The organism is Bacillota bacterium, from assembly GCA_013178045.1.
Classification (GTDB): Bacteria; Bacillota; Ch66; order Ch66; family Ch66; genus Ch66.
In genome coordinates, this window is sequence record JABLXP010000010.1 from 1 (window position 1) to 23,421 (window position 23,421).

At 46.7% G+C, this 23,421-nt stretch carries 20 protein-coding genes and 2 pseudogenes; 15 read left to right on the forward strand and 7 right to left on the reverse strand.

The window, feature by feature from the left end:
- Nucleotides 1-659: 659 nt before the first annotated feature.
- The 4 genes from HPY81_06620 to HPY81_06635 all read right to left on the reverse strand — a co-directional run bounded on the left by HPY81_06620 (nt 660) and on the right by HPY81_06635 (nt 5,874).
- The gene (locus tag HPY81_06620; GenBank protein NPV27114.1) at nt 660-1,841 is read right to left on the reverse strand and encodes a class I SAM-dependent rRNA methyltransferase; all 1,182 of its coding nucleotides are present in this window, start codon (nt 1,839-1,841) and stop codon (nt 660-662) included.
- Nucleotides 1,842-2,223: 382 nt separating this feature from the next.
- Nucleotides 2,224-4,629, reverse strand: a complete 2,406-nt coding sequence (locus tag HPY81_06625; GenBank protein NPV27115.1) for a sodium-translocating pyrophosphatase — start codon at nt 4,627-4,629, stop codon at nt 2,224-2,226.
- A 223-nt stretch (nt 4,630-4,852) separates the two neighbouring features.
- Complete coding sequence (locus tag HPY81_06630; GenBank protein ID NPV27116.1) at nt 4,853-5,347, reverse strand: PadR family transcriptional regulator; 495 nt, start codon at nt 5,345-5,347, stop codon at nt 4,853-4,855.
- Between the two features lie 65 nt (nt 5,348-5,412).
- A complete protein-coding gene (locus HPY81_06635; GenBank protein ID NPV27117.1) occupies nt 5,413-5,874 on the reverse strand; it encodes a hypothetical protein in 462 nt (153 codons plus the stop codon).
- A gap of 1,679 nt (nt 5,875-7,553) precedes the next feature.
- Between HPY81_06635 and HPY81_06640 the strand changes: the two genes are divergently transcribed.
- The 6 genes and pseudogenes from HPY81_06640 (at nt 7,554) to HPY81_06665 (ending at nt 11,678) form a co-directional block, all read left to right on the forward strand.
- Nucleotides 7,554-8,153 carry a CBS domain-containing protein gene (locus HPY81_06640; protein ID NPV27118.1) on the forward strand — a complete coding sequence of 200 codons (600 nt, stop codon included), beginning with the start codon at nt 7,554-7,556 and terminating at the stop codon, nt 8,151-8,153.
- Nucleotides 8,089-8,391 (forward strand): hypothetical protein, encoded by a 303-nt coding sequence (locus tag HPY81_06645; GenBank protein NPV27119.1) that lies wholly within the window; start codon nt 8,089-8,091, stop codon nt 8,389-8,391. The genes HPY81_06640 and HPY81_06645 overlap by 65 nt, the downstream gene beginning before the upstream one ends.
- 261 nt (nt 8,392-8,652) lie before the next feature.
- A pseudogene (locus tag HPY81_06650) lies at nt 8,653-9,494 on the forward strand (hypothetical protein).
- A gap of 160 nt (nt 9,495-9,654) precedes the next feature.
- Complete coding sequence (locus HPY81_06655; protein ID NPV27120.1) at nt 9,655-9,981, forward strand: hypothetical protein; 327 nt, start codon at nt 9,655-9,657, stop codon at nt 9,979-9,981.
- A 14-nt stretch (nt 9,982-9,995) separates the two neighbouring features.
- On the forward strand, nt 9,996-10,553 hold the full coding sequence (locus tag HPY81_06660) for an O-acetyl-ADP-ribose deacetylase (protein ID NPV27121.1): 558 nt from the start codon (nt 9,996-9,998) through the stop codon (nt 10,551-10,553).
- Between the two features lie 18 nt (nt 10,554-10,571).
- Nucleotides 10,572-11,678: an NAD(P)/FAD-dependent oxidoreductase gene (locus tag HPY81_06665; protein ID NPV27122.1), complete on the forward strand. Its 1,107-nt coding sequence runs from the start codon at nt 10,572-10,574 to the stop codon at nt 11,676-11,678.
- Here HPY81_06665 and HPY81_06670 read toward each other — a convergent pair.
- Complete coding sequence (locus HPY81_06670; GenBank protein ID NPV27123.1) at nt 11,672-12,430, reverse strand: tRNA threonylcarbamoyladenosine dehydratase; 759 nt, start codon at nt 12,428-12,430, stop codon at nt 11,672-11,674. The genes HPY81_06665 and HPY81_06670 overlap by 7 nt on opposite strands.
- A 362-nt stretch (nt 12,431-12,792) precedes the next feature.
- Between HPY81_06670 and HPY81_06675 the strand changes: the two genes are divergently transcribed.
- The 6 genes and pseudogenes from HPY81_06675 (at nt 12,793) to HPY81_06700 (ending at nt 18,073) form a co-directional block, all read left to right on the forward strand.
- Nucleotides 12,793-14,004, forward strand: coding sequence for a transposase (locus HPY81_06675; GenBank protein NPV27124.1), 1,212 nt, complete (start codon nt 12,793-12,795; stop codon nt 14,002-14,004).
- Between the two features lie 202 nt (nt 14,005-14,206).
- Complete coding sequence (locus tag HPY81_06680) at nt 14,207-14,401, forward strand: hypothetical protein (GenBank protein ID NPV27125.1); 195 nt, start codon at nt 14,207-14,209, stop codon at nt 14,399-14,401.
- A 42-nt stretch (nt 14,402-14,443) separates the two neighbouring features.
- Complete coding sequence (locus tag HPY81_06685; GenBank protein NPV27126.1) at nt 14,444-14,707, forward strand: hypothetical protein; 264 nt, start codon at nt 14,444-14,446, stop codon at nt 14,705-14,707.
- A 64-nt stretch (nt 14,708-14,771) separates the two neighbouring features.
- Nucleotides 14,772-15,347 (forward strand): annotated as a pseudogene (locus HPY81_06690) (2-oxoacid:ferredoxin oxidoreductase subunit gamma).
- Nucleotides 15,348-15,517: 170 nt separating this feature from the next.
- Nucleotides 15,518-17,017 carry a threonine synthase gene (locus HPY81_06695; protein ID NPV27127.1) on the forward strand — a complete coding sequence of 500 codons (1,500 nt, stop codon included), beginning with the start codon at nt 15,518-15,520 and terminating at the stop codon, nt 17,015-17,017.
- Between the two features lie 63 nt (nt 17,018-17,080).
- A complete protein-coding gene (locus HPY81_06700; protein ID NPV27128.1) occupies nt 17,081-18,073 on the forward strand; it encodes a hypothetical protein in 993 nt (330 codons plus the stop codon).
- A 110-nt stretch (nt 18,074-18,183) separates the two neighbouring features.
- Here the strand turns inward: HPY81_06700 and HPY81_06705 are convergent, their stop codons facing one another.
- On the reverse strand, nt 18,184-18,459 hold the full coding sequence (locus HPY81_06705) for a hypothetical protein (GenBank protein NPV27129.1): 276 nt from the start codon (nt 18,457-18,459) through the stop codon (nt 18,184-18,186).
- A gap of 209 nt (nt 18,460-18,668) precedes the next feature.
- On the opposite strand from HPY81_06705, the gene HPY81_06710 reads away from it, so the two are divergent.
- The 3 genes from HPY81_06710 to HPY81_06720 all read left to right on the forward strand — a co-directional run bounded on the left by HPY81_06710 (nt 18,669) and on the right by HPY81_06720 (nt 21,472).
- A complete protein-coding gene (locus HPY81_06710; protein NPV27130.1) occupies nt 18,669-19,202 on the forward strand; it encodes a rubrerythrin family protein in 534 nt (177 codons plus the stop codon).
- Nucleotides 19,203-19,380: 178 nt separating this feature from the next.
- A complete protein-coding gene (locus HPY81_06715; protein ID NPV27131.1) occupies nt 19,381-20,253 on the forward strand; it encodes a MoxR family ATPase in 873 nt (290 codons plus the stop codon).
- Nucleotides 20,254-20,266: 13 nt separating this feature from the next.
- Nucleotides 20,267-21,472 (forward strand): VWA domain-containing protein, encoded by a 1,206-nt coding sequence (locus HPY81_06720; GenBank protein NPV27132.1) that lies wholly within the window; start codon nt 20,267-20,269, stop codon nt 21,470-21,472.
- 4 nt (nt 21,473-21,476) lie between these two features.
- On the opposite strand, the gene HPY81_06725 is transcribed toward HPY81_06720, so the two are convergent.
- On the reverse strand, nt 21,477-23,336 hold the full coding sequence (locus HPY81_06725) for a molecular chaperone Hsp70 (GenBank protein ID NPV27133.1): 1,860 nt from the start codon (nt 23,334-23,336) through the stop codon (nt 21,477-21,479).
- Between the last annotated feature and the right edge of the window lie 85 nt (nt 23,337-23,421).

A 23,421-nucleotide genomic window follows, 5' to 3' on the forward strand; every position in this document is an offset into this window, starting at 1 on the left:
ATAGCCCACAATGTCAAGGGCAGCCGCACCTTCTTTTGTGTTATTGATTTTTTTGCCTTGGAGGGGGTGACATTTTATCAGAATAAAACTAACCATTTTTAGGTGACATTTTCTCAGAATATTGACAGGGTACCACCTTAATTTTGCGGTGATGTTCTGAGGAAGCCATTTTAATCCAGTCTCTCACTATTTGCGAATTCCCTGGTATAATATTCTTTAAAAAAAAGTGGAGGCAATGATGACCATGGATCCTAAAAAAGGCAATTATGTCAACAATAGAAGACAGGGGCCGGATTTTTGGGTTAAGTTCTTACAAACGGCATCTGTCCTGGTTTGGGGTTTTATGTTAATTACATTGCTGATTATAGAGCAAGCCAAACCGGAGTTAGAAAACTTTTTCAGCCACATGTTCAATGTTACCCTAAGACAGAGATGGGATCTAGATTTGCTAACTTACGCCTTTTATCTAAGTGTTTTCATGTGTATTTTTTCAATATTTTCGCTGATAGTTAATAAGAAACGCCACCGACGCAAAACTGATCGTTACAGTAAATCGATAATCTTTACACTAATTTTTTCACTCTGGATTATCTTCTTTTACTTTTCAATAACCTGGTAATTTTTGTACATTGAATAAATAATAAAATGTAGTTTAATCTTTACAACACTTGAAGGAACAGGCACTTAAGATAGTGTGATTCATCATAACCGCACAGCCAGGGGTGGTCAGGGGCCTGGCCTCTCCTGGCAATGAGCCTCAGTCGCCGGCGGGCATCCAGACCAGCGCTTTCTACCACTTCCATGAATAACTCCTCCAGCATATGGTAGGAGCAGGAGCAGGTCACCAAGAACCCACCCGGCTTAATTATCTTCATCGCGCGCAAGTTTATCTCTTTATACCCCCTTATAGCTCCTTCCAAAGCCTTGCGGCTCTTCACAAAAGCCGGTGGGTCTAAAATCACCACATCATACTTTTCGCCTCGGCGTTCCAGTTCCCTCAGAGCGTCGAACACATTGACCGCCTCAAAAGAGCATATATCCTGGTATCCATTAAGCGCTGCATTACGCCGAGCCATCTCAACCGCTTCTTCCGAAATGTCAAAACCCAGTACCTGCGCAGCGCCATATTTGGCCGCATGAACACTGAACCCCCCGGTGTAGCAGAAACAATCCAGGACACGGGCGTTCTTAACCAGGGGACGAATAGCTGCCTTGTTTTCACGCTGGTCTAGAAAGTAACCAGTCTTCTGCCCCTGCGCAATATCGATAAAGAACTTAAGGCCGTTTTCATGAATAATCACCAGTGGGTCAAAGGGCCCTTTGAGAAACCCGGCACGCAGATCCAACCCTTCTAGTTCCCTTACCAAAACACTGTTTTGTTCATATATCCCTCGAGGTTCAATCAACTCGTCCAGTAAAGCCACTAACAGCTCTTGGTAACGGTCGATCCCCAGGGCCAGTGTTTGCACCACCAGATAGGAGGCGAACTTGTCTACAATAAGACCTGGGAGAAAATCGGCTTCGCCAAAAACCACTCGAAAAGAATCAGTGTCCGCCCCGGCCAATATCTGCTGCCGGTAATTCCAAGCGTCATACAGGCGTTTTCGCCAAAAGGCTTCATTTACTTCTTCTAACCTGTCCCGTGTAAGCAGGCGCACCGTGATCATAGAGATCGGGTTAATATAACCCCGTCCTATAAACTTCCCTCGACAATCCTCCACCTCGACCACATCCCCGGGCGCAAAAGAACCAGCAATATCGGCGATCTCATTGCGGTAAACCCAGGGATGACCTTTTAATAGTCTTTGCTCTTGACCTTTCTTAAGTATTACTCTTGCCATATTATCACCACAACATTAATTTACACTAAATCCGAAAAATATAGTATAGCATTTTTTATTAAAGTGTAAGTTGGCATAATTTTTGCACTATTCTGGATTGACACATCAATCCATCCTTTTTTCTAACTTCCTAAAACCCTTATTTTTCAAGCCCAACTATATTTTGGGCTCTTTTTTTCATGTTTCATTATCGCTACATTGTTCAAAACAAGTTTCATTATTGCGACATTATGAAAACAAGCCAGCCTCAACAAACTTTCCAGTTGATCCGAATATAAAAGAAAAACCATTGTAAAAAACAAATTGCCGCAGTCTTTAAGGAACCTGCGGCAATTATACGGTTCTAATAGTTTCATGCCAATAGTTTTATTTCTATTACTTTTCAATATTTATGATTTATGCGCATCGCATAAAATGAACGCCACACGAAGATCAAGGCAATCAGAAGAAATACGAGACCAATATTGGGCGCAATATTTTTAAAGGATTCAGAGATAGCAATCTCCATGGCCAATAAACCGAATAGAGTCGTAAACTTAATAATTGGATTGAGCGCAACGGAAGACGTATCTTTGAATGGGTCGCCAACAGTGTCCCCCACTACTGTAGCTGCATGCAAATCGGTGCCCTTTTCCTTCAGATCCACTTCAACAACTTTCTTGGCATTATCCCAGCAGCCACCGGCATTGGCCATGAATACAGCCTGGAACAAACCGAATGTCGCGATCGAAATGAGGTATGAAACAAAGAACGCAACTGGTTCATTGCCGCCAGAGGGCGCTGAAAGACAGGCAAAGGACAGGGCAAATGAGAATATAGCGATAAAGATGTTGAACATACCGGCCTGCGCATACTGGGTGCAGATCTTAACCACTTCTTTGGAGTTTTCCGTCGCGGCTTTCTGGCTCGCATTTTCGTCAAGCCGAATATTCTTTTTAATATATTCGACCGCCCGGTAAGCACCAGTTGAAACTGCCTGGGTCGAGGCGCCAGTAAACCAGTAGATAACAGCCCCTCCACATAAAAAGCCCAAAATTGTATAGGGATTGAGTATAGTGAGAATGTTTTCGGGTTCAACCCCCAGCACATTTTTAATAACTAAAATCAAAGAAAAAATCATTGTCGTCGCGCCAACGACAGCCGTCCCGATTAAAACCGGTTTTGCCGTTGCCTTGAAGGTATTTCCTGCACTGTCGTTTGCTTCAAGATAATGCTTGGCCTTTTCAAAATCCGGTTGAAAACCATATTGGGTCTGAATTTCCGTCTCAATATTCGGTATGGTTTCGATCAGTGATAGTTCGTAAATAGACTGGGCATTATCGGTTACCGGTCCATAACTGTCAACAGCAATTGTGACAGGACCCATGCCCAGGAATCCGAAAGCCACAAGACCAAAAGCAAAGATGGAAGGATAGATCATGATCTCTTTCAAACCATATCCGCTGGCAAAGTAAGCGGCAAACATTAGGGCGAAGAACACCATACCCTGCCAGAATGAACTGAAATTGCCGGCAATAAAACCCGACAAAATATTCAGCGAAGGGCCACCTTCTCTGGAAGATTTTACTACTTCCTGCACGTGGGCCGACTTACCACTGGTAAATATTTTGGTGAATTCAGGAATCAAAGCCGCCCCCAGGGTACCACAGCTAATGATGATCGAAAGAACAAACCACAGATTCTGGTTCTTACTCGCCACGAGTGAACCTGGTCCTAACATAAAGTAGCTGACAATAAATGTAACAACAATAGAAAGAATTGAAGTAATCCACACCAGGTTGGTAAGAGGTTGCTCGAAATCAAAATCATCGTTGCGGCTGTATTTAGCCTGGCTGAATGCTTTATTAACATAGAATGACACAATAGAGGTAACAATCATGAGGATACGCATCGCAAAAATCCAGGTAAGAAGGCTGCCCTGAAGTGTTTTGTCTACAGCCAGAACAATGAACGAAATTAGGGCTACACCAGTAACACCATAGGTTTCAAATCCATCGGCGGTGGGTCCAACGCTGTCCCCGGCATTATCCCCCGTACAGTCCGCGATCACACCAGGGTTGCGCGGATCGTCCTCTTTTATTTTAAAGACGATTTTCATCAGGTCAGAACCGATATCAGCAATCTTAGTGAAGATCCCCCCAGCAATTCGCAATGCACTGGCTCCCAGGGATTCACCGATGGCAAAGCCGATAAAACTTGCCCCAGCCAGTTCACGAGGAACAAACAGCATGATAATCAACATCATTATAAGTTCAACGCAGATTAAAAGCACCCCAATGCTCATTCCCGCATCGAGCGGAATATCCAGAAGCCGCAGCGGTTTTCTTTCCAGAGCAGCAAAGGCCATCCGGCTGTTAGCCAGTGTATTCATCCGAATGCCATACCAAGCCACACTATAAGAACCAAGAATGCCGATCACAGTCCACGCCAGGATCAGTAATACACCACCAATTGGTGTTCCCTGAAGATAACCAAAATAGAAGGCTATGCAGATACCAATAAAAGTAAGCAATATAACAAGAAACTTCCCCTGCTGGATAAGATAGGTTTTACAGGTTTCATAAATGGTATTTGCCACATCCAGCATGGACTGGTGTGCTTTCAGGCTCCTAACTTTCATAAACTGATAAAATCCAAACAACATTCCCAATAGACAAACCAGTATACCGCCTAAAAGCAAATTGTTCTGCTCCGGGGTTAAATTGGGAATCTGAAGATTGGCCTCGCTGGCCAAGGCCATTGCTGGTAAAAGCAGGAGCGTAAATAAACCCAGTAAACCACCAGACATTGCTTTTACCAGTTTCTTTTTGTAGCTCCCGTCCAAGTTTATTTTCCCAAAAACAGTTGATAGAACATCCATTTTAGTCAATCACTCCCTTAATAGTTGAGTTATCCAGACAGGGAAAACACCACTAAACGTTATTATAATACGGGTGGTTGAATTATTCAACCCAGATTCTCATCTATTATGAGACTTAAAGATTTTCCTTGAGCACAATTCAGTCTAGCCTTTATTCATTATCTTGTTGCTGTAATTCCTTCAATAATCTTGTATACATCTGAATATAGCATCTACGGCGCTCAACACTCAACTTAAAACAAAAAAGCTGATAATTATCCATTAAATACAACTCTTTGTTTTTTATCTGCTCTAATTGTTCTATTTCATGTTGCAATTGATTAATATATTCTGTTATAAAAAGCATAATCTCTTGCCGGGAAAATAGATTGTCAACAAAAAATAGTCGGTTACCCATATCGGTTCTGAATATATCTGACTTTATAGGTTCTTTATAATAATTGATAAATGCTATTTTTCCCTGTTCAGTTATTGTATATACTTTCGTTAACCTTCCGTTATTGGTTACTTCTTCACTGGTGACTAAATTTTCATTTTCAAGGTTTTTTAAAGCCAGGTGAATACTACCATATTTTACAGAGTTACAGAAATTTGTTGTTATGTTCATAAACTTCTGTATTTGATAACCACTCAAACTATTCTTCATCAGACAACCCAAAATGATAAACTCTAACTCGCTAATAGCTAGAAACCCCCCTTACTATAGCTTTTTTATATTAAGAGTTTGCGCAAATTCCTGACCAGTTTTTTTATTACTTTTTTCGACCGGGAATTATGTTTATTGATCCTGATCCCCTTGAATAGCTGAAACGTGAAAAATTCTATGAGTGACTGTAAGGTGGGTAGATTGAACTGACTTGCTATGAACTTGCTTCGAGCGTATATCTGGGGGCCAGTTGCTTGGAGAAAGCGATGAGTATGAGGTGTTTCGCCACTTTTACTGGTAATACCTTTGAATCTGTGCACGTGCCCTCCTGGGATGGCGATTCCCGGACCCGTCTCAATCTTTATTTCATGGTCATGCCCGAGATCCACTGTGGTTCTTACAATGATATTATGGATATGGGCAGGACCACCACCAATAGGTGGACCGGTAGTTCCTCCATAGCGGTGTCGGTGCTGATTATCATAAAAAGTTATCCCACAAAAACGATGTACGTGTTCATCGGCCATAAGTACCCCCCTTAAAAAAGGGAGCCGTTGAGGCCCCCTTTTTCCAAGACCTTTGATTCGTTAGTTTCACTAACAAACGAAGACAAAACCAAAGCTAAAACAGATTACCAGAAGAATAGCGATACAGGCGGCTAGATGACAGATAGTGAAACCAAATCCAAATCTTCCAACAAGTTGTTCAGTTTCAGCCATTTATTAAATACCCCCTTCGGTTATGATTGATTTTTACTATATTATATTTCAAGATCAGGATTAGTGTTCCATTTGAAACCCTGGTTGAACTGAATATAACCAGGGTTGTGTCAAATTTTTCATCCCAGCATATATTGGTAATAGCCTGATCTTTGCCAAATCAGGCTACCCCTTTCATCCCCCCTGTTGGACTTTTCCAACAGGGGGTTTTTAAAATCAATCAGATTTTCCCTATTAATTTTTGGAACCTTTTTCTCACTAATCCAATATGATGTAGTGAATCTTGAGGTAGACCATTAGGCTTTAAGGAAAGGGGGGTTATAAATGGCTGAAGTTACTGCTCCGGATCCTGGCTTCTTCGGATTGGGGATTTGCAGGTTGGCTGCCTGTGTAGCCATTCTTCTGGTAATCTGCTTCTGTTTTGGGTTTTTCTGTTTCTAACAAAATGTTGAGAGTTATCAATTATAGGAGGAGTAGCAATAGGCTACAACTCCTATTTTTTTGTTCAGCCCATCCTGACAAAGAAATCGACAACTTTATATCAAATTCACATGTTAGAGCCATTTCTTTTTACTTTGGAACCTTTTCCTAGCTAATCAATATAATGTAGTGAAAAGCGAAGTAAACATAAGCTGCAAGGAAAGGGGGGTTATTAATGGCTGAAGTTACTGCTCCGGATCCTGGCTTCTTCGGATTGAGGATTTGCAAGTTGGCTGCTTGTATAGCTATTCTTCTAGTAATCTGCTTTTGCTTTGGGTTCTTTGGTTTCTTCTAATTATGCTAAAAGGGTTATCAATGTGGGAGGAGGTAGTTCAAGCACTCCTCCTACCCCTTTTCTTTGGCGATTTAATATCTTAGCAAATTATTTTCAGCAGTGGAACCTTCTTCCTTATTGTTCAATATAATATAGCGAGATCCAATGACAAATCTATTTTGGAAAAGGAGGGTATGAAATAATGGCAGAAACTGAACAATGGTTTGGTGGGTCCAGCTTTGGAATTTGTCGTTTAGCCGCTTGCGTGGCTATTCTTGCGGTAATTTGCCACTGCTTTGGATTTTTTGGTTTCTTCTAAAAAATGTAAAGTGTTAAATGGGGGAGTAGTCTGTTGCTGCTCCTCTTTTCCTGCGTAAAAAAGCCGAAGGTGTTAGCCTCGGCTTTTTTTGACTCGGGAGATTCCAATAAATAGGACTGCCAAATATTTCAGAATTTTGTTACAATATTTACAAATACAAAATATATCTTTAATTGAAGACTGTGTCTCAAGACAGAGACAGTTTATCGGAGCCGTAATTGGAAAAGGTTAGTTAAATGAGTGTCTGTAAAACGAGACAGTGGTGGCAAGAAGAACACAAAGCACCAAATAGCATGACAGAATAAATTACCTGATATTCCAAGCACTAACAGGAAACAGGTAAACTGGTATATACTGGTATAAATTTTGCGTTAACTGTAGAGAGGAACCGAATATATTTATGAAGAATTCCCAATGACCAACTTGTTTCTGCAGCAGATGAGTATTAAGTCACTAGCCAACCCCGATTATCCCCGCTTGGTGGCGGAATGTTCCCTAGCCTCTGCGGTTTCTTATTTTCAACGAACCCGCGAACTGTTGGTGGCGGTGGTCGACGTGAATAACCGGCTACTGGGGGTGTTAAACAGTAACGACTTGCTAGGGGTAGTCTACAGCTGGATATGCGAGCTCATACCAATAGTTGATGGGGCCCAGCGGAAAGAACGACAGATAGAGACAGAAGCTCTGACCTTTAACCCAATTTTAGAGATGCCGATTAGAGATATGGTCCGGGAGCCGCAACTGATTGTCAGTGAGGAGGCTGCCAGTCTTTCCTTAGGCATGCTGTTGGAGCAGGGGGTTCAGGAAGTACTGGTGGTTGATTCCGAAAATCGTTTTGTTGGGGCACTTGTCTTAAACGATGTCACGAATGCTGTCTGGAAAGAGATTGCTAACTTGCCGGAGATTTTTGGCAAGGTTTTAGAATCGGTTTACAATGGAGGCAGTGGCGGTGTTCCAGGATGTGACCGAGTTGGAGAGCATCTCCGAGGAATTGAACAATACCAAAAAGCTTAAGGCTACCCTGGAGGTGGTGGTAAAAAATCCCTACGAAGGGCTGGTTGCTGTTGATGAGAACGCCGGGGTCATCATGATGAACAAGTTCTATTTAGACGTGTTGGGGTGCATTTTGGACGAGGTTCTGGGCAAGCACATCTGGGAAATTACTCCCCATTCGCAATTACCAGAAACCATTAAAACGGGGTCACACAGTCCGGGGAATTGTGGAGGGTGGGCCACCACGAGTTTATGGTGATGCGGGTTCCGATCAAAAAGGATGGGAAGATCATCGGAGCAATCGGAAAACCTTGTTTAAGGATATGGGGCTGGCCCGGGTGTTTGCTAAGAAGTTGATTCAGTTAGAAAACGATTTGGAGTATTATATATAAAGGAAGAGCTGCGAAAGGTGCACAGCTCGGACTATACTTTTGAGCAGATTATCAGGGAGAGTGAAAAAATCAAGGCTGCCAAAAATCTGGCGCAGCGCGCTGCGCGAACGTCGTCAACGGTATTGATCATGGGAGTGATCCATATTTCCAAGGTTGACTACATCGTTGAAGCCGATTGGCCAATTTCCGAACTGCCACCGGTGCCGCCAAGCGGCGACATTGACCAACAAATCGCGCGAAGTTGATTATGAACGAAATTAAGGACGATAGTTGTATCCAACTGGGTATTGGTGGAATGCCCAACGCGGTGGGAATGATGATTGCCCAGTCAGACTTGAAAGACCTGGGGATCCACACCGAAATGTTTGTTGATTCGATGTTTGATATGGTGGAATCTGGTCGGATTACCGGAGCAAAAAAGAACATTAACAAATATAAGATCGTGTACACCTTTGCTTTGGGGACCAGGAAAACCTATGATTTTTTGCACAATAATGCAATGTGTGCTACTTACCCTGTTGATTATACAAATGACCCATTTATTATTGCCCAGAACGATAATTTGGTGTCCATTAACAATTGCGTTGAGATTGACCTGTTTGGCCAGGTGTGTTCCGAATCTTCGGGGATCAGGCAGATCAGCGGGACCGGCGGTCAGGTCTGTTTTACCTATGGGGCATATCGGTCTAATGGTGGTAAGGCGTTTATGTGTATGAGTTCGACCTACAATAAAGGTAATAAATTGGCTTCTCGGATCAGACCAACGCTTACCTCCGGGGCGATTGTGACCACTACCAGAACTATGGTGTCCTATGTGGTAACCGAGTACGGGATTGTGAATCTTAAAGGCATGTCGACCTGGCAACGGGCAGAAGCATTGATTTCTTTAGCTCATCCGGATTTCCGGGAGGAATTGATCAGAGAGGCAGAGGAGATTGGGATTTGGCAGCGAAGCAATAAAATCGAATAGCCTTTTTATTAAAAAAAGCCAATGAAATATCAATCTGTTTACCCCCCTGTACGGAAACGAGGGGTTTTCTTTGCATAATTTGGGATAAAAAGAGGAGTTTTTTCTTAACTAGTGAATACTTTAATAAAAACAGCTAACTGATAAAACGTGGGAGGACACAATGGAAAAGTCAGACCTGGAAAAAATCAAGCAGCAGTTAAGAAACGGGGGACAAGTTCTGGAAGAATGGTATCGGCGGGTAGAGCAGGAAAGAAAAGAAGCAGCAGCGGATCCAGGGAAGATGAAGGCCTGGATCGAGAATGAAAAAGCCGAGTTCGAGCAGGCCATCGCCATTCAAAAGAAAATTGTCCATAACCTGAAGGGCTTTTTGAATCGACCGGGTAATGAGAAATTCAGAGAGGATAATCTGAAACGGCTGCAGCAGGCTGAGCATATTCTAGCGAAAATGGAAGAAGAATATGCGGCATTTCGGCAACAGTACGTCTAACGGGGTGGTTAACCATGGAAACTGTCATCGGAAAAACTAGACTGACTCTGATTAAGGGTGACATCACGCAGCAGGAGACGGAGGCCATTGTAAACGCGGCCAACTCGACGCTTTTGGGGGGCGGTGGTGTGGACGGGGCGATCCACCGGGCGGGTGGTCCCAAGATTCTTGAGGAGTGTAAGCAGATCCGGGCCAGACAGGGTGGTTGCCCAACCGGGGAGGCAGTAATTACCAGCGGTGGTAACTTAACAGCCCGCTACGTCATTCATACGGTTGGGCCAATCTGGTCAGGTGGGACGAATAATGAACCTGAACTTCTCCGGCAAGCTTATTACAACACCCTATCTCTGGCTACGCGGCAGGGGATTCGTTCGCTTTCTTTTCCTTCGATCAGTACAGGAGCTTATCGATTCCCAGTTCGGCAGGCGGCCGAGATCGCCCTATCGACTGTGATTGACTACCTTCAGACCAATGATTTTACTGAGGTGCGGTTTGTGCTTTTCAGTGATGCTGATCTGGCTGTTTATGAGGAAACCCTTCGCACTCTGGTCAGCTATTCATCAAGGAGATAAATAAAGGGGATAAATGTGATGGAAACTGTTGATATTGCCGTTATTGGGGCGGGTGTGGTCGGGCTGGCGGTGGCTTATGAACTAGCGCGCACCTTTCCAGGGCAAGCCATTGCCATTCTGGAGAAGAACAGCCGGTTCGGGCAGGAGATTTCTAGCCGCAACAGTGAGGTGATCCACGCCGGCCTCTATTATCCGCAGGAGTCACTGAAGACCAAACTGTGTGTTGAGGGAAATGAATTACTGTATGAATTTTGCGCTCGGTACCAGGTCAGGCATCAGCGAATCGGTAAACTGATCGTGGCTACGCACGACGGTGATCTGCCGGTGTTGGAGAGATTGTACCGGCAGGGGACGGTCAACGGGGTACAGCTTCAGGTGATTGAAGCAAGAGAGCTTAATAAACTGGAGCCGAATATTTCGGCCATCGCGGCGCTTCTTTCCGTCAATACTGGGATTATCGATTCGGACAACCTGATGCGTTGTTTGTACCGCTTGACCCTTGATCAGGGAGTGCTGGCTGTTTTTCGTTCTCCTGTGACCAGGATCGATTTTACCAGCAGGGGTTACCGACTAGAGACGGGCGGGGAAAGATTGCTTGCCCGGGTAGTGGTGAACGCGGCCGGACTGGCCAGTGACCGGGTAGCGGCTATGGTGGGCCTGGATATAGACCGGTATGGTTATCGTCTTCACTACTGCAAAGGGGAGTACTATCGGTTGACTCCCCGGCTCAAGATCAATCACCTGGTCTACCCTCCCCCGGAGCATGCGGGTCTGGGAATTCACATTACGCTCGACTTGCACGGAGGACAGCGCCTGGGGCCGAATGCCTATTACGTAGATAAAATTGATTACGCGATGGATGAAACCCATCGTCAGGAATTTTATACGGCCGCGTGGAGCTACCTTCCTGATCTCCAGTGGGAGGACCTGCAGCCCGGTTTTGCTGGGATCAGACCCAAACTGCAAGGGCCAGGAGAGACCTTCCGGGATTTCGTCATCAGTGAGGAAACGGAAAAGGGCCTGCCCGGGTTCGTTAATTTGATTGGCATCGAATCACCCGGGTTAACGTCATGTCTGGCCATTGCCCAGTATGTGGCCAGTCTGATTAAGGACCGCTGTCAATAGTGGATCAGGTCTTTAATGACTTCGCCCGCGGCAATGAGTCCAGCTACGGGTGGGACAAAGGCCACGCTGCCAGGAATCTGACGGCGTACAGTAGAGGTGTGTTCTTTATTGGGACAGAGGCAGCTACCAGGACAACTGGCGACCCCTGTTTCTTTTGGTTTGCAGGGTTCTTCCTCCGAGTAAACCACTTTGAGGCCGGTAACCCCTCTTTTCCGTAATTCATGCCGCATGACCCGGGCCAGGGGACAAATTCGTGTGTTATAGATATCGGTGACTCTGAATTTTGTCGGGTCGAGTTTATTGCCTGCTCCCAGACAACTGATCAGCGGGATGTTTTTCTCTTTTGCTTTCAGAACCAGGGAGATTTTGCTGGAGACCGTGTCGATGGCATCAACGATGTAATCGATGTCCGGAGTGATTATTTCTTCGGCGTTAGCCTCGGTGAAGAAAGTCTGCCATGTTCTGACCTCAGCCCGGGGATTGATTGACTGAATCCGTTCCTTCATCAACTCGACCTTTGGCTGACCGATAGTCTGGGTGGTGGCATGAATCTGGCGGTTGAGGTTGGTCACACAGACCAGATCATGATCCACCAGCACAAACTTCTGGATCCCGCTTCTAACCAGGGCCTCGACCGTAAAACTGCCTACCCCACCGAGCCCGAGAACGGCCACGCGCTTTTTGGAGAGAATGTCCAGGGCTTTACTGCCCAATAATAGTTCCGTCCGTGAAAACGAGTGCAGGTGTTTCATTTTTTCAGGCCTCCTGACGGGTATTTGAGAACAGTGTTGCTTTTTCAGTTATCAGTTTGCCTGATCCCAGAATACCATTCATAATAATACGAGGCAAATGCTGATTATTTTTAATAAAAACTTTGAGCTTTTAACAGGAATTTTTAGGTTCAGGCGAGAATATATTGTGCCTAAATTTAAAATTGGTTGACCACATCACATATATGGCCGAAAATCGAGAGGCATCTTTACTATATTGAGCCTTTTGCAATTTTCCAACACTTGATTTACTAAGGATTTTAGGGCCATAAAAAAGGACTTCACCCCAATTTGGAGAAGTTTTCAAGTAACCAAACCGAAAACCCCATAAAGGAGTGAGTCACTTGTATATTCTCCAACAAAACTTATTTTCCTTCGAGCAATGGTTAGAAATCGAATCTCAAGGCCGCTTGGAACTATTTTTTAGTGCTTTGGATTTGCGTCCATATGTCAAGGAGTTAAGATCTGCTTCACCCCGTGGAAGAAAAGGGCAAAGCCGGGAAGCAATCCTTCGAGCACTCCTTGCAGCTCCTTTTGAAAACATTTCAGAGTTCACCGCCCTTCGTGATCGGTTGGTCAAAGATATTAGATTTCGGTACCAATGCGGCTTCGAACTCGCTAAGAGGGTTCCCTCAATTTCCACATTTAGTAGAATCTTTGCGCAAATTACCGAGAAGGGAATCGCTCAAAAGCTGTTTGATGATTTGGTAGAGCAGTGTCGGGATGAAGGTATTATTGTCGGCGATACCATTGCAATTGACAGCACAGCAATTGATGCCTACGAGAAGAAGCAACCCAAATCAAAGAGCCAGGGAACCGGCAATGCCACATGGGGAGCTAAATATGATACCTTCATGAACAAGATTACTTGGTTTGGTTACAAGGTTCATTTAGCTGTTGATACTGCGAGCGAATTACCAGTAGCCCTTGAAGTCACTCCAGCGAACATTAATGATGGAGACATGGGGCCTGCTCTAGTTGAAAAAGTCGCTTCTCAGACTTCTCAAGGAAAGTTAGCTTATGTTCTTGCTGATTCAGGTTATGATCAACTGAAGAACTATGAGGCAGCGAAAGCTCACGGTGCACAGGCCATTATTCCCTTAAACCTAAGAAATGCAAAGGAACCACCCGAAGGTTTTTCATTCAATGGTACTCCCAGGTGCTCTATGGGATACGACATGGTCTATTGGGGTTGCGAAAAGAACTATCTCAAGTTTCGCTGCCCCCATGCTCTTGGTAAAGTCGATTGCCCCAATGGAATGACTTGGTGTTCTTCTTCAAACTATGGGATGGTTGTAAAAATTAATGTTAAAGATGATCTAAGACGCTTTTCTCTTCCCCACCGTGGATCAAAACGGTGGGAAGAACTATACGACAAGCGAACATCTGTGGAACGCTGCCATTCTCGACTCAAAGAAAATCTTACAGCCAACGACCTTCACGTAAGGGAAATTGAGAAAGTTAAAACGCATGTCTACATAAATGCCATCGTGTTATTAGCTTCGGCTTTGGCATCATGTAAAGATAAGAAGTCACAACAGCAAAAAGCAGCTTAAAAATTAGCCCCAAATTAAGGAAATCCAAAAATTCTGCACGTGCAACCATTTCCTGGAATAAAATGTTAAATTACATTGTGGTTTGGTTTTTGACCTTAATCTAGCGAAAAAAGAGTACATCTAAACGACTAACAATGTTTTACCTTTAACAAAAAAGCTAATTTTGCAAAAGGCTCATATTTTAAAGGTATGGTCGACTCATATGGATAATGTGATTAAACCGGATTTTCCATTTAATCTTCACAGAGTAGCCATCTTAACCAGTGGTTTTGGAAGCGGTAAGACGGAAATTGCGATCAATATAGCGCTGGCTTGGCGGACGAGACAACCGGTCGCTCTGGTGGAACTTGACGTGGTGAATCCATATTTTTGCTCCCGTGAGGCCAGAGATTTTTAACCGAACAGGGGATTCGGCTGGTAGCTCCCCCGGGAAGAGTGGATGAATGCCGATTTGCCGATCTTGAGCCCCGGGATCAGGGGCCTAGTGAAGGAGTTTGTCGGCCGGATGCTCCTCGATGTGGGCGGTGACGAAATCGGGGCGACCGCGCTCGGTGGATTTTGGGCCGACCTGCGTCAGACTGAGCACGATCTAGTAATGGTCATCAATCCTTACCGACCTTTTACGCGCGACCCGGCCAGCATCGAAAAAATGGCGCGGGAAATTGAGCGCACTTCCCGCCTGACGATCACCGGTCTGAGGTGATTGAAGAAAAAATGGTACCGGTGTACCCGCTGGGTGAGTTCAAGGTCCCGAAAGGGGTGGAATAATGAAAAACGAGGTTTTATTGGCTGGTTTTGGGGGACAGGGTGTTCTGGTCATGGGGTTGTTTCTGGCATATGCCGGCATGGCGGAAGGAAAGAGAGTGACCTATGTGCCGTCCTATGGGGCGGAGATGCGCGGAGGGACTGCGAATTGTCTGGTGACCATTGCCGATGAGGAAATCAGTTCCCCCCTGGTAGCTAACCCACGCATTCTGGTGGCGATGAATCGGCCTTCGCTGGATAAGTTTGAACCAATGGTTAAGCCGGGCGGGGTTGTCTTCATTAATTCAACCCTTATTAACCAGCAACCGGCCTGCCCAGCGCAAAGACCTGATCGTCTACGAGGTGCCGACCCTCGAACTGGCCACGGAAGCCGGCCTTCCCCGTGCAACGAACATGGCGATGTTAGGAGCCTTGATTGAAGCAACCGGCATAGTTGCTACTGAACACATGTATGATTGTCTGGTCAAAACCTTCAAGGGTAAGTATCTGGATAAAATGCCGTTGATGTGACGGTGATTGAGCGAGGTGCGGCGTTTATTCGCGAGCTAAAAAAAGAACAAAATGCCGCGTTAGCTTAGCTAATTTAGAACTATTAAGCAAGCCAAGACCCGTCTTTTCGGCGGGGCTGTTTGTATACCGGGTGGAAATTCAGGTGAGCGAGTTCCTCTAGAAGAAACTGGGGTAAAATAGTATAATTGATTTAACTATGGTCGGTAAAAGATTAATTGCTTAGAGGGGGCTGTAATCAGTGTTATATGAAAGTACCCGGGGACAGTGTTCGGCAATTACTTCCGCGGAAGCAATTAAGACGGGTTTAGCCCTGGATGGTGGCTTGTATGTTCCCAGTAACCCGGTGAAATTAACGTCTGACCAGTGGCGAGACTTATTGGGGGCGACCTACCAGGAGCGGGCCCTGTCCCTGTTGAGCCTTTATTTGACTGATTTTACTCCGGAGGAACTTGCTAGGTGTGTCAATGGAGCTTACAACCGACAAAAATTTGATGCCCTGGCCATCGCCCCGGTGGTTAAGTTAAGTGAGACTACTTATATTTTGGAACTCTGGCACGGACCAACCTGTGCGTTTAAGGATATGGCCTTGCAGATTCTACCTTACTTGTTAACCACCAGCGTCAGGAAGACGGGTGAGGACGCGGAGATCGTCATTCTGGTCGCCACGTCGGGAGATACCGGGAAAGCGGCTCTAGAAGGATTTCGCGATGTTCCACAGACCAAAATCATCGTTTTTTACCCGGACGAGGGGGTAAGCGAAGTCCAGAAAAGACAGATGGTTACTCAGGAAGGTAATAACGTAAGTGTGGTAGCCGTGAAAGGGAACTTTGATGACGCCCAAAGCGGAGTTAAAAATTTGTTTGGCGATCAGGCTTTCAACGACTTATTGGCAGGACACGGGCTGAAATTATCCTCGGCCAATTCGATTAACTGGGGCCGCCTGGTTCCCCAAATTGTTTATTATGTTTCTGCCTACTTGGACCTGGTGAAACAGGGAGAACTGAATGAAGGTGACCCGATCAATGTGGTGGTACCAACCGGTAATTTTGGTAATATCCTGGCCGCTTTTTATGCGCGGCGGATGGGACTGCCTGTAAATAAGTTGATCTGCGCGGCTAACGCCAACAATGTGTTGACTGACTTTATCCGGACCGGCGTCTACGACCGCAACCGTCCTTTGGCGAAAACGATCTCACCTTCAATGGATATCCTGATTTCGAGTAACCTGGAGCGGCTGCTGTATGAACTGACCGACCATAACGCCGCGCAGGTCCGCCAGTGGATGATCGAGTTAAAAGAAACCGGTCGTTACGCAGTGGACGCGGCTACCCGGGCGCAGGTGCAGGATGTATTCTGGTCGGATTTTGCTACCGATGCGGAAACCTTGGCGACGATCAAGGAAATCTATGCTCTGTATGGCTACGTGGTAGACACCCATACCGCGGTTGGTCAAAACGTCTACATCAAATATCGCCAGGCGACGGAGGACAATACACCAACTATTATCGCCTCCACGGCCAGTCCTTTTAAATTTGCGGTCAGTGTGGTTAAGGCCATCTTGGGTGAGGGAGCGGCCCGCAGCCGGGACGAGTTTGAACTGCTAGAACTGCTGGCAGAGTCCTGTCGGCTTACAATTCCCGATGGGTTAAGAGGTCTGACAACCCGGCCGATCTGGCACACGAAGCAGGTGGAGAAAGACGGATTGAAAAGGGCTGTTGAGGAATTTCTGGGTATGTAGTTTTTAGTTTACCACTAAAAAATAGGGGTGGATAAATCAAATTCGAAGTAGGTGAGCGTACAGTTGAGCAGATTTGTGGGCCATTACCTGTATTATTTACTGACCGACCGGCAGATTGTCTGGCAGATTTGGTCTGAATTGACGGGAAGGACAATTAAGGTAAGTTCTGCTGATTTCAAGCTACAGAGCTCACCGATGGTGATTGACCGGGCGGATATTACCTGGGGATGGCTTACCCTGTTCAGTCAGGGGAATTTTTTGATCCTGGAACTGGCGTCAGCGGTGCAGGATGGTCTTGATTCAACTCTGGGCTGGCTAAGGGCCGAGTTTTTCGCAGTGGTGAATAAGCTTGACGAGCTTCCGTTGAGAATTGGGGAGACTACCTTAGTAGTGGCTGAGGCTGAAGAGATGACCGGCTGGCTTGTACCTATCGAGGAGGTCAGTTTTTCGACGCGGTTTGGTCAATTGACCTACATTAAAACAGCTGCTGAGGAGCAACGGCATTTGTATCGGGTCAATCCCACTGACTTGACGGAGGAAGGGTTAAATGGCCTGAGAAGTTGGCTTCCGTTGCTGGAAAAAGCGATCTTTACCCATAATGCCCGGATGCGTTATCTTGGCGAGCGCACCCGCATCATTTCAGCCATTGCCGATGAAATTGAACAAGCTGTCTCAGCCGGCCTGCACCAGCGTTTTGGAACTGGTCATGAGTTGCCAACAGCTGAAGAGCTGGAAGCTGGGATCGGCCAGCTGTCGAAACAGTATGGGACTCTGGCAGGTTATTACCGGCTTTTACGCGAAAGCCAGACTATCCTGGATAATTCGTTTACCGAGTTGCTTCAGGCTGCTCGCCGACTCATGGGTCCAGCGACGGAAAGCGACCTGGCGGGGTACCTGTCATTGTGCCAGCGTACCGCTAATCTGGTGCAGCAGGTCAATGAGCAGGTGACGTTAACCATGGGCGATGTTAAGGCTGGAATCGAGGTGGCCCGCACCCAGGTTGACCTCTTACGCAGCAAGGAGAGTGTAGAACTGCTTCTCTGTGGAAATACTTGAGTGAGCCGGAGGTCTTTCACCGGATCCCCGCCTGGTTAACCCTGCTACTCGCGGTGGCCTTTGCCGGGGACGCGGTCTACTTTACCCATCTACTAGCGCATAACCGTCGCTTAAACCAGCGTTTGGTCATCACCGCGGTTAGTTTGCTTGCCACCATCATTCTGATGACCGTCTTGAGCGCCGGGGTAATTTTCTAGATAGATCAGCTTCAATGCCTGAAGTTTTTCTACCAGGCGCTTTTCGTGTGCCGCTTCTTCCTGCGCCAACTGCTCGAACATTAATTTTATTTCCGGCATAGTGGCGCTCAAAGCATATTGACGGTATCTTTCTTTTCCCGCTCTCTCTTCTTCAATGGCGAGTTCGATTGCCTTGATCAATTCTTGCACGTGGAGAATCTTCCTTTCATTCTGCTTGTAGTCTATGGAATAACTGTACTTATATTCTTGTTCAAATATTGATTTTCCTTTAATTTTGGTTGAATTTGTTAAAATCTTTCATTTTCAGCAGGCATTGGGCTGTTTCATGCCGAAAAAACAAGTATAATTAAAATCAATTAAATTAATTATACTTTAATAATCAAGGAGGTAAGCAAGAAATGCAATTAAAAGGTTCTCGGACTGAAGCGAATCTGCTGGCTGCCTTTGCGGGGGAATCCCAGGCCCGTAACAAGTACACCTATTTTGCCAGCCAGGCCAAGAAAGAAGGGTTTGAACAGATCGCCGGGATTTTTCTGGAGACGGCGGACCAGGAAAAGGAGCACGCCAAACGGATTCTCAATTTTCTTCAGGGAATCGGCACAACTGTCGAGAATTTAACGGCAGCGGCTGCCGGGGAACATCACGAGTGGACAAACATGTATAAGGAATTTGAACAGGTGGCTCGAGAGGAAGGATTTGCCAACATTGCTGACTTTTTCCGGGAAGTGGCCGAAGTGGAAGAGGAGCATGAAAAGAGATACCTGGCTTTGTTGAAGCGGGTTCAGGAGGGTACTGTGTTTAAAAGGACGGAACCGATCCGGTGGCAGTGCCGCAATTGCGGTTATGTCCACATGGGGACTGAACCACCGGAAGTGTGTCCGGCGTGTGCTCATCCTCGGGCTTATTATCAGCCGATGTGTGAGAATTATTAAAGCCAGGCGAATATCGGTTAATGAAATTAGCAAAAGAGTCACGGCCGTAATTGGTCCGTGGCTTTTTATCTGAAGGTTATCTCCAGGGACTGCTGATTTTTTTGGATTGACTATAGATAAACTTTTTGTTATTCTTTCACCAATGAAAGATGCGGAATGATCGGAGGCAAAATGTGAAATGAAGAACAAGTTTGGTCGATTTAACGGATCTGCCAAATATATCGTGTCTGATGAACTACGCAATAGTGTTAACATCGCGATTGCCCTGGGCAAGCCATTGTTGATTAAGGGGGAACCCGGCACCGGCAAGACGATGCTGGCGGAAAGTATCGCGACTTCACTGGGCTTGAAGCTGCTGATCTGGAACATTAAATCGACAACTAAAGCCCAGGAGGGTTTGTATGATTATGATACCGTCCAACGTCTGTACGATAGTCAGTTCGGTGATGGCGATGTGAAAAATATCCGGCAGTACATTAAACTGGGCAAACTCGGCGAAGCCTTTGTGTCTGATGAACCGGTGGTTTTGCTCATCGATGAGATTGACAAAGCTGACCTGGAATTCCCCAATGATCTCCTGTGGGAACTCGATCAGATGAGTTTTTACATCCCGGAAACGAAAGAAACGATTACGGCTAAACACCGGCCAGTGGTGGTCATCACCAGCAATGCCGAAAAGGAGCTGCCTGATGCTTTCTTAAGGCGGTGTATTTTCCACTACATAGCTTTTCCCGACCAGGATATGATGACAGAGATCGTCAAGGTCCACTTGCCCCACATCGAGAAACGGCTATTGGAACAGTGTCTGGAAGCTTTCTATTGGATTCGCAGTTTGCCTGATTTGCAAAAGAAGCCGAGCACCAGTGAACTGTTGGATTGGCTCCAAGCCTTGGTGATCGGTGGTATCCGGCCGGAACAGATCGGCGAAGAAGTCCCCTTCCTGGGCGTATTGCTTAAAAAAAATCAGGACCTGGACGCCTTGCTGCGCCGGGTGAAAGGACGTCGGTCCGTGCCGGGCGGTCAGCGCAGTTCCTTTTTCAATCCTCGGTAGGGAGAGAGAAGAAATGTTCAGTGACTTTTTCTTTCTACTCCGGGAATACGGGATTCCTGTTTCCATCAACGAGTGGATGACCTTGATGGAGGCTCTTGACCAGGGCTTGGCCGGGGCCAGCCTGACTGGTTTTTATTATTTATGTCGGGCGGTCCTGGTTAAGACGGAGGCGCACTACGATCGCTTTGACCTGGCGTTCAGTCAATATTTTGGCGATGTGGAGACAGCCGAAGGTTTACCGGACCGGATCTGGAAGTGGTTGGACCGGGAACTGCCTAATCCCCAGGAAAGACAACAACTGCTGCCATTACCCAAACAACTCGATTTGGAAAGTCTGAAGCGCGAATTGGAAAAACGCCTGGCGGAACAGCATGAAGAGCATCACGGGGGTTCGTACTGGATCGGCACTGGGGGAACGTCACCCTTTGGACATTCGGGATATCATCCTGGCGGGATGCGGATTGGTGGGGCGTCGCGTAACCGTTCTGCCGTCAAAGTAGCGGGGGAGCGACGTTTTCAAGAGTTCAGGACTGACGAAACTTTAAGCATTCGTCAGTTTCAACTCGCCCTGCGCAAGCTGCGCCAGTTTACCACCCGGCTTGATGGGGCAAAGACCGAACTGGACATCGAGGAAACCATTACCGCGACCTGCAAAAATGCGGGCCGACTGGAACTGGTCTGGACCAGACCACGCAGCAACACTGTGAAGGTTATTTTGTTGATGGATTCCGGCGGTTCGATGTTTCCCTACATTCGGCTGTGCAACCAACTGTTTACAGCGGTCAACAAGTCAACCCACTTCAAGGATTTGCAGATCTACTATTTCCACAACTGTGTCTATGATTGGCTGTATCTGGACCCAAGCTGCAGCCGCTATAACTCGGTGCAGACCGAACATGTTTTACGCACTCTGGACAGCAATTACCGCTTGCTGGTGGTAGGAGACGCCAGCATGGCCCCAAGTGAACTGACCATGGTGGGCGGCATTATCGAGTGGGGCCTCCATAACGATCAACCGGGGATTGTCTGGTTGAAGCGTTTAGCGGAGCATTTTGAACACAGTGTTTGGCTGAATCCGATTCCTGCCGATGAGTGGACCTGGACCGCGGGGGCTTACACGATCAAGTTGATCAAACAGATTTTCCCGATGTACGAACTGACCGTGGAGGGTTTGGAACAGGCCGTGCGCCGACTACGCGGCCGCCCGCAGTCGGCCTGAAGCGTTAACTTTCCCAGCCTACCTCGATTATGTCTCCGTCCTTTAATGGATCGGTATACTGGGCCTCTTGCCCGTTAAGCCGGAGATAGATTTTTCCTTTTGGTTGAGAAAGATCGAACTGAATGACAGTGAAGATATCGACAAAGATGTAGTTCGCCTGATCAGTCAGGGTGACTTCCTGACCATTGACCTGGACCTTGATGGAGTTATGAGCAGGTGGAACATGTGGATGTTTGGCAGCACTGGGGGAGGTGTCTTCGACCTCTCTCTTATTTTTTAGTTCAATACAATCGCCATCTTGAATGACATAGTCGGGAGTGACTTCAACCTGATTCACCAGGATGGTCACTTCAGCCAGGTCAATATTTTTGTAAGCTAAATAATCCCTGATCAGCGGTTGTGCGTCCCGACCATCTTCAGCCGGTTTAATCACAATGCTGTCTCCGCTGGCTACGGGGGTGGACAGATTAGCCGGGTGTCCGTTGACTGAGATCTGGGCTGGTTTGGCCATCTCACCGGGAACAACTTCCAACTGACCATTTAAAAAGAATTCAACGCTGCGCCCGTTATGCCCGATTAATCTTCTGGGGTTAAACCCGATCAGCGCGATGGCATTGGCGACGTTAATCTCCTTGGAGTTAAACAACCGAAATTCTTCTCCGTTGACCTTGATGTTAATAAAATCATGTCCTATTTTTTTCAGGGCTACCGTTGCAATTCCGACCACAGTGACCCCTTCCGGGCCAGCGATCCCGGGATCATCAACCACCAGGCCAGGTATGGACTGTCTTCCCCGAATCCCCACGCGCCGAGGGGGTAACTGCAGACGTTCAGCCAGTTTGTCGGTCAGTGTAGGCAACTGGGAACCTCCTCCGACACAGAAAACAGCACTAGGGGGTTGTCCCCCGTTAAGATTAATTATTGCTTGCGCGATCTCGTCCGCTAACTTGTTGACCACCGGGTCGATGATGGCCATGACATCCTGAGAGGAGATGGTTTGTTCCAATTCCAGAACATCCCGGTACGTGATGTCGCGCTGTTGTCCCAAACTGCGTTTAATGAATTCCGCGGTTTGAAAATCCACGAGCAGGGCCTCGGCGATTACTTCGGTGATTTCGTCACCGGCTATCGGTACCATACCGTAAGCAGTGATAGCGCCTTTGCTGGTAAGCGCGATATCCGATGTCCCGGCGCCGATGTCGACCAGGGCCAGGTTCAACAAGCGGAGGTTTTCCGGGATGGCTACATCGATAGCGGCAATTGGTTCTAGAGTGAGGCTGATTGGTTCGAGGTTGCATCGCTTCAGCACAGAATAGAGGCCATTGACGACCGACTGCGGCAGAAAAGTGGCCAGGATGTTGGCCCCGATGACTCTGCCCCGGTGCCCGATCAGGCTGGTCATTGTCCAGTTATCCAGGGAGTAGGTCACGACCGTATAGCCAACACAATAAAAGCGTTCTGAGGTTGGTCCAGCCAGTTCGGCTTCGAGTTCCTGGTGCGCCTGACGGATCCCAGCCAATTCCAGGCTGTTAACCAGCAGAGGATCGATTTCAATGTCTTCGTTGATTTCCATGGTGACTTGTGTGTGCTTGGTTCGCAACGTCCGACCCGCGGCGGCAATGGCTACTTTTTGGAGCGGAAACCCCACTTTCTGCTCCAGGTTAGCCTTAACTTTAGAGACCGCGGCGGCCACCTTAACCACGTCATGAATCTGGCCATCAATCATGGTCCGACTCTCGTGTTCCGTTATGTCCTGGGCGATGACGCGCAGGCTCTGTTCATGCGGCACGCCCACAATGCCGATCACCGTCCGGGTGCCGATGTCCAGCGCGAAGATTGAGTTTTGTTCGGAAACAAGTGGGATAGAATCAAGCACTCAATATTCCCCATTTCCAAGGAATGTCAGTAACTGCCTAATTAGACAACTTTTACTTCAGTATAGCTTAAAT